The sequence below is a fragment of the Sphingomonas sanxanigenens DSM 19645 = NX02 genome (genome assembly GCF_000512205.2).
Classification (GTDB): Bacteria; Pseudomonadota; Alphaproteobacteria; order Sphingomonadales; family Sphingomonadaceae; genus Sphingomonas_D; species Sphingomonas_D sanxanigenens.
The window spans coordinates 4,566,313-4,578,809 of the sequence record NZ_CP006644.1 but is presented as its reverse complement, the minus strand read 5'-3'; the positions used below and the strand labels follow the sequence as shown (position 1 = coordinate 4,578,809).

14 protein-coding genes, 1 tRNA gene and 1 pseudogene are annotated in these 12,497 nt (G+C 67.2%); 5 read left to right on the top strand and 11 right to left on the bottom strand.

The features are described from left to right. Nucleotides 1–23 precede the first annotated feature (23 nt). Nucleotides 24–254: a hypothetical protein gene (locus NX02_RS20940; protein WP_025294146.1), complete on the top strand. Its 231-nt coding sequence runs from the start codon at nt 24–26 to the stop codon at nt 252–254. Next, nucleotides 251–826: a hypothetical protein gene (locus NX02_RS20935; RefSeq protein WP_025294145.1), complete on the top strand. Its 576-nt coding sequence runs from the start codon at nt 251–253 to the stop codon at nt 824–826. The genes NX02_RS20940 and NX02_RS20935 overlap by 4 nt, the downstream gene beginning before the upstream one ends. Nucleotides 827–928: 102 nt before the next feature. Here the strand turns inward: NX02_RS20935 and NX02_RS20930 are convergent, their stop codons facing one another. Beyond that, the gene (locus tag NX02_RS20930; protein ID WP_025294144.1) at nt 929–1,216 is read right to left on the bottom strand and encodes a hypothetical protein; all 288 of its coding nucleotides are present in this window, start codon (nt 1,214–1,216) and stop codon (nt 929–931) included. A gap of 238 nt (nt 1,217–1,454) precedes the next feature. Between NX02_RS20930 and NX02_RS20925 the strand changes: the two are divergent. Next, nucleotides 1,455–2,751 (top strand): annotated as a pseudogene (locus tag NX02_RS20925) (IS110 family RNA-guided transposase). 486 nt (nt 2,752–3,237) lie between these two features. On the opposite strand, the gene NX02_RS20920 reads toward NX02_RS20925, so the two are convergent. The 10 genes from NX02_RS20920 to NX02_RS20880 all read right to left on the bottom strand — a co-directional run bounded on the left by NX02_RS20920 (nt 3,238) and on the right by NX02_RS20880 (nt 10,669). Continuing rightward, entirely contained in the window at nt 3,238–3,654 is a 417-nt protein-coding gene (locus NX02_RS20920) for a hypothetical protein (protein ID WP_025294143.1), read from the bottom strand. After that, a complete protein-coding gene (locus tag NX02_RS20915; protein ID WP_025294142.1) occupies nt 3,654–3,923 on the bottom strand; it encodes a hypothetical protein in 270 nt (89 codons plus the stop codon). Before NX02_RS20915 ends, NX02_RS20920 begins: the two co-directional genes overlap by 1 nt. A gap of 617 nt (nt 3,924–4,540) precedes the next feature. Continuing rightward, nucleotides 4,541–4,616: transfer RNA gene (locus tag NX02_RS20910), tRNA-Phe, on the bottom strand. 35 nt (nt 4,617–4,651) lie between these two features. Further along, the gene (locus tag NX02_RS31725; RefSeq protein ID WP_084717997.1) at nt 4,652–4,861 is read right to left on the bottom strand and encodes a DNA gyrase inhibitor YacG; all 210 of its coding nucleotides are present in this window, start codon (nt 4,859–4,861) and stop codon (nt 4,652–4,654) included. Beyond that, nucleotides 4,839–5,840, bottom strand: coding sequence for a ribonuclease (locus NX02_RS20905; RefSeq protein WP_025294141.1), 1,002 nt, complete (start codon nt 5,838–5,840; stop codon nt 4,839–4,841). The genes NX02_RS31725 and NX02_RS20905 overlap by 23 nt, the downstream gene beginning before the upstream one ends. Then, the gene (locus tag NX02_RS20900) at nt 5,833–6,408 is read right to left on the bottom strand and encodes a Maf family protein (RefSeq protein WP_025294140.1); all 576 of its coding nucleotides are present in this window, start codon (nt 6,406–6,408) and stop codon (nt 5,833–5,835) included. Before NX02_RS20900 ends, NX02_RS20905 begins: the two co-directional genes overlap by 8 nt. A gap of 43 nt (nt 6,409–6,451) precedes the next feature. Then, a complete protein-coding gene (infA, locus tag NX02_RS20895; protein ID WP_003049127.1) occupies nt 6,452–6,670 on the bottom strand; it encodes a translation initiation factor IF-1 in 219 nt (72 codons plus the stop codon). A gap of 319 nt (nt 6,671–6,989) precedes the next feature. Further along, nucleotides 6,990–9,104: a sodium-translocating pyrophosphatase gene (locus tag NX02_RS20890; RefSeq protein ID WP_025294139.1), complete on the bottom strand. Its 2,115-nt coding sequence runs from the start codon at nt 9,102–9,104 to the stop codon at nt 6,990–6,992. Nucleotides 9,105–9,234: 130 nt separating this feature from the next. After that, nucleotides 9,235–10,134 carry a thiamine-phosphate kinase gene (thiL, locus tag NX02_RS20885; RefSeq protein ID WP_025294138.1) on the bottom strand — a complete coding sequence of 300 codons (900 nt, stop codon included), beginning with the start codon at nt 10,132–10,134 and terminating at the stop codon, nt 9,235–9,237. Nucleotides 10,135–10,150: 16 nt separating this feature from the next. Continuing rightward, nucleotides 10,151–10,669: a sterol desaturase family protein gene (locus NX02_RS20880; RefSeq protein ID WP_025294137.1), complete on the bottom strand. Its 519-nt coding sequence runs from the start codon at nt 10,667–10,669 to the stop codon at nt 10,151–10,153. Between the two features lie 179 nt (nt 10,670–10,848). Here NX02_RS20880 and NX02_RS20875 point away from each other — a divergent pair, with 179 nt between their 5' ends. Both NX02_RS20875 and sucC read left to right on the top strand, forming a co-directional pair. Next, a complete protein-coding gene (locus NX02_RS20875; RefSeq protein WP_025294136.1) occupies nt 10,849–11,169 on the top strand; it encodes a hypothetical protein in 321 nt (106 codons plus the stop codon). A 94-nt stretch (nt 11,170–11,263) separates the two neighbouring features. Next, nucleotides 11,264–12,463: an ADP-forming succinate--CoA ligase subunit beta gene (sucC, locus tag NX02_RS20870; protein ID WP_025294135.1), complete on the top strand. Its 1,200-nt coding sequence runs from the start codon at nt 11,264–11,266 to the stop codon at nt 12,461–12,463. Nucleotides 12,464–12,497 lie beyond the last annotated feature (34 nt).

The window sequence follows — 12,497 nt, the reverse complement described above, 5'->3', positions numbered from 1 at the left end:
GTCTGTTAACCGGCTGCGCTACTGTGCCTTCGCCCGGCATCCGCGTCGAGACGGTGGAGGTCGTGCGCGAGGTGCAGCGGCCGTGCCCCGTCACTCCACCCGTGCGCCCGGCGCCGCTCGAGCGCCCGCTTCCCGCCGATGCTGCGGCGCTGGCCGCGCTGCTCGGCGCGCGGCTGGCCGAATGGGCGGGCCCTGGGGGCTATGGCGATCGCGCGGCCGCGGCGCTGGCGATCTGCACGAAGGTGTCGGAATGATTTCCTATTTCCCGCCCACCTGGGTGAAGGCCCGCCACAGCGCCAACGCGTCCAACAACCTGTTCTGGATCGTCATCAATCACGGGATCCCCTGCGCCGGCGCGGTCGATGCGCAGGAGGATTTCGAGGTCTTCAAGCGGGCGATGATATGGGTGCCGGCGCTGATCCTCGCGGTGGCGACCGGTTACTATTTCTGGGGCTGGATCGGCGTCATGTTCGCGATCCCGATCGGGCTGCTGCCGGCGACCTTCACCAACACCATCACGCCGCTCGCCCGCTGGGTGGAATATCGATCGCGTGCCATCGAGACCGAGGTGGCATGGCGATATTATCGACGGGACAAGGCGGCGTACCGGCTCGGCGAGGCGGGATCACTCGCGACCAACTCGCACAGCAAGGGCCGGGCGATCAAGGCGATCGAGCACGACCTCGCGCTGCTGGAGGGCTGGGCGACCGACTATGTGGACAAGCACCGCGCGCGCATCGAGCGGCGCAGCCGGGCGCTTGCGAAGGTGTTCAAGCATGCCGACGATCCGGCGGTGCTGGTCAGCCGGCGGCTGGTGCCGAGCTAGACTGATTCGCGCGGGCGTGGCATAAGAGCCGGGCTGGCAAGCAATGCCATCACACGATGGCCGATAAGGCGGTGGGGCTTCGGCCCTGCCGCCTTTTTCGTATCAGCCGCCGCGCACCGCCAGCGCTTCGTCAAACCACTCGTCCACACGCTGATAGGTATCGACAGCAATCTGCGCGTCGCGACTGCCCTCCATCTCAACCATCTGCTCCGCACCAGAGGCGAGGTCGGCAATTTCAGATTGGACGACGGCGAAAACGGCGCGGGCGTCTCCCTCAAACATGTTCCAGTTAACATGCCCATCCTCGCCGAGCCCGACCTCGTCATCGCTGTCAGGATCGTATCCATATCTGACGCATATTGCCCGCGCCGCCCGCTCGATCGGGGTCATGGGCGCAACCCGGCATCACTATTGAGAAGGTCAGCAACGCGCGCAGCCATCTCCGGTGTGAAAAACGTGCCAATCACGTCGCCTCCGTAGCACATTGGGAAGCGGCCTGTTGAAGGCCGGATTGCCTTGATGGAGGCAAGGGCGCGTAGCGCCCGCAGACTTCATCAAGGCGGCCATGACCGGTCAGCAGGTCTCTAAAGTGAAGTTGTCGACTCAACCCTTTGGAGACTGACCGATCATGACCAAGCGCAGTTCTACTCCCGCCGACGCCGTGCTGGTAGCCATCGATATGTCCAAGCACCGCCAGGAAGTTCTGCTTGAACGACCGGAGGGCGGCCGCCGGCGCCGCATGACAGTGATGGCGACGAAGGCGGATTATGATCGCCTGGCCGACGATCTGACGATCATTGGCAAGCCCGTGATTGTCGGTTTCGAAGCGACTGGCAACTATCACCGCACGCTGGCGCATCGATTGCTGTCCGCCGGGTTTGAGTTGCGCCTGATCTCGTCGGTCGCCTTGGCCCGGACGCGCGAAGCGCTGCACAATGGCTGGGACAAGAACGATTCCAAGGACGCGCAAGTGATCCTGCATATGTTGAGGATCGGTGCGACCCAGCGCTATGTCGATCCGCTGGCAGCCGGTATCAACGATCTGCAGGAGATGTCGAAGACGCATGAAGCCATATCAAAGGCGAAGACCCAGGCCTGGCATAGGATCCTGACCCACTACCTGCCGCTGTATTTCCCGGAGATCGAGCGTTTCGCCGGCAACAGCCGGTCTGACTGGTTCCTGGCGCTGATCGAACGTTTCCCGACGCCGGGGAGCATCATCTCGATCGGCCGCGAAGCCTTCACTGAACAGGCCTGGCCGTTGATCGGTCGCAAGGTCTCCAAGGCCCGGGTAGTCAACGATATCTATGAGACCGCCTCTGCATCGATCGCGCTGCCGATTGACGAGGATTCCACTGCGATCACGATGTTCCGCATGGTCGTCGCTCAGGCTCGTACCCTGATCCAACAACGCAATGAGATTGAGCGGATCGCCCATGACGCGCTGGCCGCGAACCGCGATTATCAGCTTCTGCGGATGATCCCAGGCATCGGACCGATCAATGCCCTGACGATCCTTGCCGAGGCCGGTGATCTGCGCCGCTTCAGCCATCATCGCCAGTTTCTCAAGTTCTGTGGCCTCGACCTCGCTACCTGTCAGTCCGGTATGTTCCGCGGTCGGACCAAGCTGTCAAAGTATGGCAATGCCCGGTTGCGGCGTACATTCTGGATGGCGACGCAGGTCGCGATCCGCCAGCGCGACAACAGCTTCCGCGATAAGCTGGGGCGCTATGTCGCCGGGTATCCCAACGACCCCGATCGCCGTCGCAAGGCGATGACCGCGCTCACCGCCAAAATGGCGCGCGTTGCGCATGCCGTCATCAAGACGGGAACCGAGTACCGTCCGTTCGTCGAACGGGCGGACACCAGATGGAAGGACCCCTCTCTGTGCAGCCGTGAGGGCGCTACCGCGACCCTGTAGATAATGTTCGGGCCTTCCATCTGGCATCCGTATCTCATTTTAAGGACGGTGAGGACCACGACCCACGCGGCTGCTGGATCCTGTGTTTGCTATGGCCGAGAGCGCATTCCTTGACGATGGAAGCCATCTGGATCATAAAAATCATCAGCGCCGATTACACTCGGCGCAACGAGACCTGCTGGCCTTTGCCCGCTGCTGCTTCCCTACATAGGACGTTATCGGGAAGCAACGTGCCATCGGCTCGCACCGGAACGAATATCTGTGATGGCGGCGCGAAGGTATGTAGAAGAAGTTCAGCCATGGTCGTGCTCCAACACGGTTGTGGTCAGACCCGGCGGGCGCTCCAACGCTCGCCGGGTCGAAAGCCGATTCCCCCAGCCTCCCATTTGTACGTGTGGGAATCCACTGGCGCGATTATTCGGAGGCGAACCCTAGACCGCGAAGCTGGGGGCTATGTATCAATATCACTACCGCGCGGCAATGGCGAGAGTCACAGCTGCCGCCGCTCCATCTCGGCGGTCAGGATGTCCGCTTCGGCCGAGGGCCAATCGACCGTGCTCCATCGCGCGACAAGGGCCTCGTCCGACAGCGCCGGCAACTCCCCCTCGATCCCGGCCGGCGCCGGCGCCGCGGGCAGATGCCACGGCTTGCGGAAGGGGTGATATTCGGGCGGCGCCGGCTCATCTTCCCCGAACCGCCCCGGCCGACCGTAGCCGCCCGTGGCAACCCTGTCCGATGAGACGACGCACGTGCTCGGGTTGTCGAGCTTGTCGCACACCAGGCGGATGAACTCCGCCTCGTAGTTCCAGCCCTGCCGCTCGCGTATCCGGCTCTTCACCGGCCGGGGCAGGGTGGTGAGCGTGACGCCGATCAGGATCTCCAGATCGCGGCGGGCAATGCGATACATCAGGCGGCCTCGCCGATGTCTTCCGGCAACACGCCGAGGTAGCGGGCAAGCGAATCGATCTCCGCCGCCGTGAGCCGCGCCGGACGCCCGCGGCGGACATGCTCGCCCAGGTAGGTCTTCGGTCGGCCCAGCATCTGCGACAGCCCGGTATAGGATTCCCGATAGTGATCGATCACGGCCGCCAGGCGTGGGTTCGCCTTGCCCGCGTGCTCGGCGCCGGGGATGATGATCGGGGGCCGCGGCTGGGCCCGGCTGCGCGAACGGCGCATGCTCGCCTCCTTCGAATCGACAGGCCCCAGCCTATACCATGTTCCGCGTTTGTTCCAGAAGTAGGCGCGCAATATTGCTCCGGTGCGTCTCCGGTGAAACTGGCCGATATCCCCGTTACGTTCCAGCCATGTTCGCGTGCGTTCCGGCGCCGCTAGCGCCGAAAAGCGCGGAAAACAAAGCCAACCCCTATCTTCGGGAGGCAGGGGCCGGAGGTTCGAATCCTCTCTCCCCGACCAAATTTTTCAGGAAAACCGCGATGATCGGCGGGCGGCGCACAACGTCGCCCGCCCGGCGGCCCGACCGCGCATAGCCGCGTTTCGGGACGTTTCAAACGATTCCCGTCGCCGATGATACCCGCCCCCCGCGCATGAATTTCGCGGCAGCAACCGCGTTGAAGACGGTGCCGCAGCGCGCGCCGAAGGGGCGGGCTTTCCGATGGAAAGGGGCGGCGCCCGACGACGGACCCGTCCGCTTCACGACGCTCGCGTTCGAATCGATGTTCCGACGACGCGACAAGGGTTCGAGGCGGCGCGTGGGGGAGGAAGACGTCGGCGGACGCGCGACTGCCCACCCGCTCAGGGGCCGCAAAACGCGCTATCGATCAGGGTCTGGAAGATGGTGCCCGGGGACGGAGTCGAACCGCCGACACTGCGATTTTCAGTCGCATGCTCTACCAACTGAGCTACCCGGGCCCTGCCCTGACGAGCGGGAAGCGGGCCTATAGAGGTCAATCCAACCGGTTGTCCAGCCCATCCGTATCAATTTCCCGACCGTCGGGATCGGCTGAGTCGCCGGGCACGCGATATCCCTCACCCAGCCACTGCAGCAAGTCACGGTCGCGGCAGCCCTGGCTGCAGAAAGGGCTGTGATCGGCGCTTACCGGCGCGCCGCACAGCGGGCAGCCTTTGCGGCGCTTAAGGGTGCTCGGTTTCGACATAGAATGCCGATATGGCGAGCGCCGGCTCTGCCCGCAAGGCGATGGCGGTGCCGGTGCGCTGCGCAAGCGCCGCCGTCCACGCCGATTCGGCCGCGATCAGCGCGATCACCGCCGGCGCCGCCACCAGCGTCCGCGCGCCGGCGCCCTGCGCGCGCTCCCCGGCGCGCAGCAGCGCGAGCGCGCCGGCGCGCACCGGATCGCGCTGGAGCAGTTCGGGCAGCGAACGGCGCGTGCGCCGACGGACGATCTGGAGGAAGCCGAAGCCGTTGACCGCAGTGCGCTCGAACGGCTGCGGCAGCGCCGAATCGAAGGCTTCGGCGGCGGCGAGGCGCGCCGCCTTGTCGGGGACGGTCGGCAGGTCGATGCCGATCGAGCCGGCGATGCCGTGGCGGCGAATCGCCTGTGCCGCGGCGTGCGCGCCGGCTACCGCCAGCGCGGCGGGCGGCAGATGGCCGTCGACGTCGATCAAGGTCATCGCCGGGGTGAGCGCGACATCGAGCGCGCCGCCGACGAAGCGGATCTCGCCGGTGGCGGCTTCCTCGAGCAGTTCGGACCAGCCGACGGCTTCGAGGCGGTCGGGGCCATGACCGGTCAGCCGGGTGACGCGCGCGCCGGTCGCCGCGATGCGCTCGGCAATCGTGGGGGCGGGGCGCGCCGTCGCATCGGCGGGCGCGGCGCGCAGCTTGGCGAGCTTGGCGCGGCGCGCCTCGCCGATCGCCTCGCGCGTCACTTCGGCCAGGAAGGTGGCGCCCTGCGTCACGCCGGGCGGCAGCGGCTCGACCAGCGCCTGTTCGCCGGTTTCGGCGGTGGCGATGCCGCGGCGGCCGGGAATGACGATTTCGGTCAGCCGCGCGGGCAGGATCGCACCGGCGGAGAGTCCGGCGCCTTCGCGCTCGATCAGCGCCTCGACGATCGCGTCGTCCTCCACCAGCACGGCGCGGTTCTCACCGATGCCGGCCTCGTAGAGCCACTCAGCCAAGCGCCGACCCGCTTGCCGCCTCGATCAGCGCGCGCGTCTCGTAGAGCGGCAGGCCGACGACGCCGGAATGGCTGCCGGCCAGCATCCGCACCCACGCCTCGGCGCTGCCCTGGATCGCATAGCCGCCGGCCTTGCCGTGCCATTCGCCGGCGGCGACATAGGCATCCACCTCCCGCGCGGTCAGCCGCTTGAAGGTGACGGTGGTGGTGGACAGGCGATGGCGCGCGGTGCCGGTGGCGTCGATCAGGGTCACCGCGCTCAGCACGCGGTGGCGGCGGCCCGACAGCAGTTCGATGCAGCGGCGCGCGGTGGCCTCATCCTCCGCCTTGGGAAGGATCCGGCGGCCCGCGGCGACGACGGTATCGGCGGCAAGCACCAGCGCGCCGGCATGGCGCGGCGCCACCGCCGCGGCCTTGGCGGCGGCGATGCGGCGCGCATAATCCGCAGGCAGTTCGGCCTTGAGCGGTGTCTCGTCGATATCCGCAGGATCGACGGCATCGGGCGTCAGCCCGATCCGCGCGAGCAGATCCAGCCGGCGGGGCGATGCGGAAGCGAGGATCAGGCGCATCGGCTGTCCTCCCGAGGCGCGGCCGGCGTCCGGCCGCGGCCGGTCACTTGAAGCGATAGGTGATACGGCCCTTGGTCAGGTCATACGGGGTCAGTTCGACCAGCACCTCGTCGCCCACCAGCACGCGAATGCGGTTCTTGCGCATCTTGCCGGCGGTGTGCCCGAGAATCTCGTGATCATTCTCAAGGCGTACGCGGAACATTGCGTTGGGGAGAAGCTCCACAACCTGTCCGCGCATTTCGAGCAGTTCTTCCTTGGCCATGCAAATCCTGATTGTCGGAAAATCGCGCCGCCTTAGCGCCTGATCGTCAAAAAGGAAAGGCCGGCGGCACACATGCCACTGGCGCTATCCAACGGGGTAGGGTGGGGGCCAATGCTTGGCCCAAATCACCTCGCGTCTACTGTCTCTCAACTCCGTTCGTCCCGAGCGAAGTCGAGGGATAGTTCGAGCGAAGCCGAGAACCGAGACCCGCTCGGAGCGGGGCCCCAAGCCGTCTCGGCTGGGCTCGACGGCCCCTCGACCGCGCTCGGGGCGAACGGAGAGGGGGCATTATCGCATTATTCCTTGAACGACTGAGACCTCACCCCACCGCCCCCTGCGCCAGGGCCGCGAGCAGCAGCAGCGCGACGATGTTGGTGATCTTGATCATCGGGTTAACCGCCGGCCCGGCGGTGTCCTTGTAGGGATCGCCCACCGTGTCGCCGGTCACCGCCGCCTTGTGCGCCTCCGATCCCTTGCCGCCATGATGGCCGTCCTCGATATATTTCTTGGCATTGTCCCACGCGCCGCCGCCCGAGGTCATCGAGAGCGCGACGAACAGGCCGGAAACGATCACGCCCAGCAGCAGCGCGCCCAGGGCGGCGAAGCCATTGGCCTGCCCCGCCACCGCCGTCACCGCGAAATAGACGATGATCGGCGCCAGCACCGGCAGCAGCGACGGCACGATCATCTCCTTGATCGCCGCCTTGGTGACGAGATCGACGGTGCGGGCATAATCGGGGCGACTGGTGCGATCCATGATGCCGGGATTGCTTGCGAACTGTTCGCGCACATCCTTCACCACGTCGCCGGCGGCGCGGCCGACCGCGGTCATCCCCATCGCGCCGAACAGATAGGGCAGCAGCGCGCCCAGCAGCAGGCCGACGATCACATAGGGATTTTCGAGGCTGAAGCTCACCTCCAGATCGGGGAAGAACTCCTTGAGGTCGGTGGTGTAGGCGCTGAACAGCACCAGCGCCGCAAGACCGGCGGAGCCGATCGCATAGCCCTTGGTCACCGCCTTGGTGGTGTTGCCCACCGCGTCGAGCGCGTCGGTCTTTTCGCGGACGCTGTCGTCCAGTCCCGCCATCTCGGCGATGCCGCCGGCATTGTCGGTGACCGGGCCATAGGCGTCGAGCGCGACGACCATGCCGGCCAGCGCCAGCATCGCGGTGGCGGCGAAGGCGATGCCGATCAGCCCCGCGAGCTGATAGGCGACGATGATGCCGACGACGATCACCAGCGTCGGCAGCGCGGTTGCCTCCAGGCTGATCGCGAGGCCCTGGATGACGTTGGTGCCGTGGCCGGTTTCGGACGCCTTGGCGATGCTGCGGACCGGGCGATAATTGGTGCCGGTATAATATTCGGTGATCCACACGATCAGGCCGGTGACGGCGAGGCCGACCATCATCGACCAGAACAGGTCCATGCCGGTGAAGCCGCCGGCGCCGTCCAGCCCGGCGCCGATCACCGCGTCGAGATCGCCCAGCGTCTGCCGGGTGACGTACCAGATCGCCGGGATCGACAGCAAAGCGGTGGCGATGAAGCCCTTGTAGAGCGCGCCCATGATCGAATTGCTCGATCCGAGCCGCACGAAATAGGTGCCGATGATCGAGGTGATCACGCAGATGCCGCCGACCGCGAGCGGCAACGACATCAACGCCATCAGCTGCTCGCCGCCGGTCTGCACCAGCAGGGCGGTCAGCACCATCGTCGCGCCGATCGTCACGACATAGGTCTCGAACAGGTCGGCGGCCATGCCCGCGCAGTCGCCGACATTGTCGCCGACATTGTCGGCGATCACCGCCGGGTTGCGGGGGTCGTCCTCGGGGATGCCCGCCTCGACTTTGCCGACGAGGTCGGCGCCGACGTCGGCGGCCTTGGTGAAGATGCCGCCGCCGAGCCGCGCGAAGATCGAGATCAGGGATGCGCCGAACGCCAGCGCCACCAGCGCGTCGATGACGATGCGCTCGTCGGGGGCGTGCGCCGCGGGACCGGTCAGGTACCAGAAGAAGACCGAGATCGCGAGCAGCGCGAGGCCGGCCACCAGCATGCCGGTGATCGCGCCCGCGCGGAACGCGACGGTCAGCCCCGATTGCAGCGACTGGCGCGCCGCCTCTGCGGTGCGGACGTTGGCGCGCACCGAGATGTTCATGCCGATGAAGCCGGTCGCGCCCGAAAGCAGCGCGCCGATCGCGAAGCCGATCGCCGAGATCGGCCCGAGGAGGATCGCGATAAGGATGGCGACGATGACGCCGACGACCGCGATGGTACGATATTGCCGCCCGAGATAGGCCTTCGCGCCTTCCTGGATGGCAGCGGCGATATCCTGCATCGCCTCGGTGCCGGGGCTTGCCGCCAGCACCTGTCGTGACGTGATGAAGCCGTAGATCACGGCGAGCAATCCGCACGCGATCGAAATCGTGACGATCGTCATTCCTCTCGCTTCCTTCCCTATGCCCGACGCCGGGCCGGTTGGGCGGCGCCCCTGGTTATCCGGGTGCGCTCATCGTTGGAATCACAGGGGTATATGGGCGGTATCGCGCGCGCAAGCACGCGTTCGGCGCTCAGGCACCGTGGAGATAGCCGAGACGCGTCGGGAGCGGCACCGGTCGCTTCGCATAGGTCAACGCCAGGCCGCTGCCCGCGCCGATCGAACCGATGCGCGTCGCCCCGGCGATGCCGGGCGGAACGACGCCGGGGGGGAGGGCGAACAGCAGTTCGTAGTCGTCGCCGGCGGTCACGGCGGCAAGCGCGCCGTCGAGCCCCGGCGGCGCGGCGGCGGTGACCGGTACCGCGTCCAGCATGATCGTGATGCCGGTGCCGCTCGCCTCCGCCAGCCGGCCGGCGTCGATCAACAGCCCGTCCGAGACGTCCATCATCGCTGTCGCCAGCGGCGCGACCGCGGCGCCCTCGGCCAGCCGCGGCACCGGCCGGCGATAGGCGATGACGCAAGGATCGCTGGCATCGCCGCCGCCCATCGCGCGGGCAAGCCCGATCCCCGCTGCGCCGATCACGCCCGTGACCCAAAGCGTGTCGCCGGCGCGCGCGCCGCCGCGGGCGGGAGCATCGGCGCCGCGCCCGATCGCTGTCAGCCCCAGCGCGCGCGGCGTGCCGGTGGGGACCGACACGGTGTCGCCGCCCAGCAGCGGGATGTCGAACGCGGTCAGCGCTTCGGCCAGGCCGGCAAGGAAGGCCGCGTCCCATGCATCGTCGCCGGCCAGGCTATAGCCCATCAGGCAGCCGACCGGCTCGGCGCCCTTGGCGGCGAGATCCGAGAGATTGACCGCCAGCAGCTTCCACGCGACGTCGCCGGGCGGGTCGGTGGCGAGGAAATGGACGCCCTCGACGATCATGTCGTGCGTCAGCACGAGATCGCCGAGCACCGCGGCATCGTCGGCCAGGCCGCGCGCGGCGGGGTGGGGGGCGAGGGCGCGGAGCCCGTCGATGAAGGTGGCTTCGGTCATCGCCGGCCGCGCCCGATCAGGATGCGCCGGCCTTTTCGCGGCCCTCGGGCGCGCGCACGCCGGCGCGGGCGCGGCGCTTGAGTTCGGCCTTCAGCGCCTCGGGCTTTGGCGCCCAGAGGAAGCCGAAGCTGACCGTGCCTTCCTTGGTCTCGACGACATGGTGCAGCCGGTGCGCCTGGACGATGCGCTTCATATAGGCGGAGCGCGGCACGTAGCGGTGCGACAGGCGGCGGTGGACGATCACGTCGTGAAACCCGAAATAGATCGCGCCATAGGCGGCGATGCCGGCGCCCACCCAGGTCGCCCAGTCGCCCCAGCCGCCCTGCACCCCGCCGAAGATCAGCAGGATCGAGGGGACGGCGAAGATGACCGCGTAGAGATCGTTGAGCTCGAACGGGCCGGTGCGCGGGCGGTGATGGCTCTCGTGCAGGAACCAGCCCGGGCCGTGCATCAGCCAGCGATGCGCGACATAGGCGAAGCCTTCCATCAGCGTGACGGTGAGGGCGAACAGGGCAAGGCCGATCCAGAGGGGCATGGCGCCCGTATAGGCGCGAACGCGGCAGCTTGCGAGCGGCGCGCGCAAGTCCCGGCTTGCGGCGGCGTAACGATCCCTTGCCGTGCAATGGATCGCGCCGGCGCGGCGGCGCTGGTCATCGGCAGTTCAGCGTGCGATGGCAATGCGTGGAGCGTCCCGCACGCCGGAGTCCGCCAGAGATGATGAAGCCATTCGCCCTGTTCGCCTTGCCGCTGCTCGCCTTAGCCGGCTGCGCCACCGTCTCGCCCGAGGCGCGGCTGCGTTCCGGGCTGGTCGACGCGGGGCTGCCGCCGCGAGTCGCCGGTTGCATGGCGGAACGCATGGCAGACCGGCTGTCGATCGATCAGCTGCGCCGGCTCCAGTCGATCGCCAGCCTCAAGGATCGCGACGTCGGCCAGATGACCGTCGAGGAGTTCCTGTTCAGGGTGCGAGGATTCCGCGACGTCGAACTGATCGAGGTGACGACGCGCGCCGCGCTGGGGTGCGCGATCTCCGGCTGATCGGCGCGGTCCGGCGGGAAGCGGGGCTTTCAATCCCCTGTCGGCTGTGCTTAAGCCCGCGGCGACTCTCCGTCCGAAAGGATTAGACGCGCCCATGAACATCCACGAATATCAGGCCAAGGAAGTGTTGGCGAAGTTCGGCGTTCCGGTTCCCGCCGGTTTCGCCGCCCTCACGGTTGACGAAGCGGTCGAGGCCGCCGGCAAACTCCCCGGGCCGCTTTACGTGGTGAAGGCGCAGATCCACGCGGGTGGCCGCGGCAAGGGCAAGTTCAAGGAACTGGCCCCCGAAGCCAAGGGCGGCGTCCGCCTCGCCAGGACGCTGGACGAAGTCCGCGCGCACGCCACCGACATGCTCGGCAACACGCTCGTCACCATCCAGACGGGTGAGGCCGGCAAGCAGGTCAACCGCCTGTACGTGACCGACGGCGTCGATATCGAGAAGGAATTCTACCTCGCGCTGCTCGTCGACCGTGCGACCGGCCGGGTGGCGTTCGTCGTCTCGACCGAAGGCGGCATGGACATCGAGACCGTGGCGCACGACACGCCCGAGCGCATCCATACCTTCGACGTCGATCCCGCGACCGGCTTCCAGCCGCATCACGGCCGCGCCGTCGCCAAGGCGCTCGGCCTGACCGGCGATCTCGCCAAGCAGGCACAGAACGTCGCGTCCAAGCTGTATGACGCGTTCATCGGCACCGACGCCGCGCAGATCGAGATCAATCCGCTCGCGATCACCGGCGACAACAAGCTGATGGTGCTCGACGCCAAGGTCGGCTTCGACAGCAACTCGCTGTATCGCCACAAGGACCTCGTCCAGCTTCGCGACGAGACCGAGGAGGATCCGGCCGAGATCGAGGCGTCGAAGTACGACCTCGCCTATATCAAGCTGGACGGCAACATCGGCTGCATGGTCAACGGCGCCGGCCTGGCGATGGCGACGATGGACATCATCAAGCTGAACGGCGAGTTCCCGGCCAACTTCCTCGACGTCGGCGGTGGCGCCAACAAGGAGAAGGTGACCGCGGCGTTCAAGATCATCCTGTCCGATCCCGCGGTGAAGGGCATCCTCGTCAACATCTTCGGCGGCATCATGCGCTGCGACATCATCGCCGAGGGCATCGTCGCCGCGGCGAAGGAAGTCAGCCTGTCGGTGCCGCTGGTGGTGCGCCTCGAGGGCACCAACGTCCAGCAGGGCAAGGACATCCTGGCCAATTCCGGCCTGCCGATCGTCCCGGCGAACGACCTTGGCGACGCCGCCAAGAAGATCGTCGCCGAGGTTCGTTCGGCCGCCTGACGACCAAGCGCCTGCCCCAAGGGAGGGCGGGATT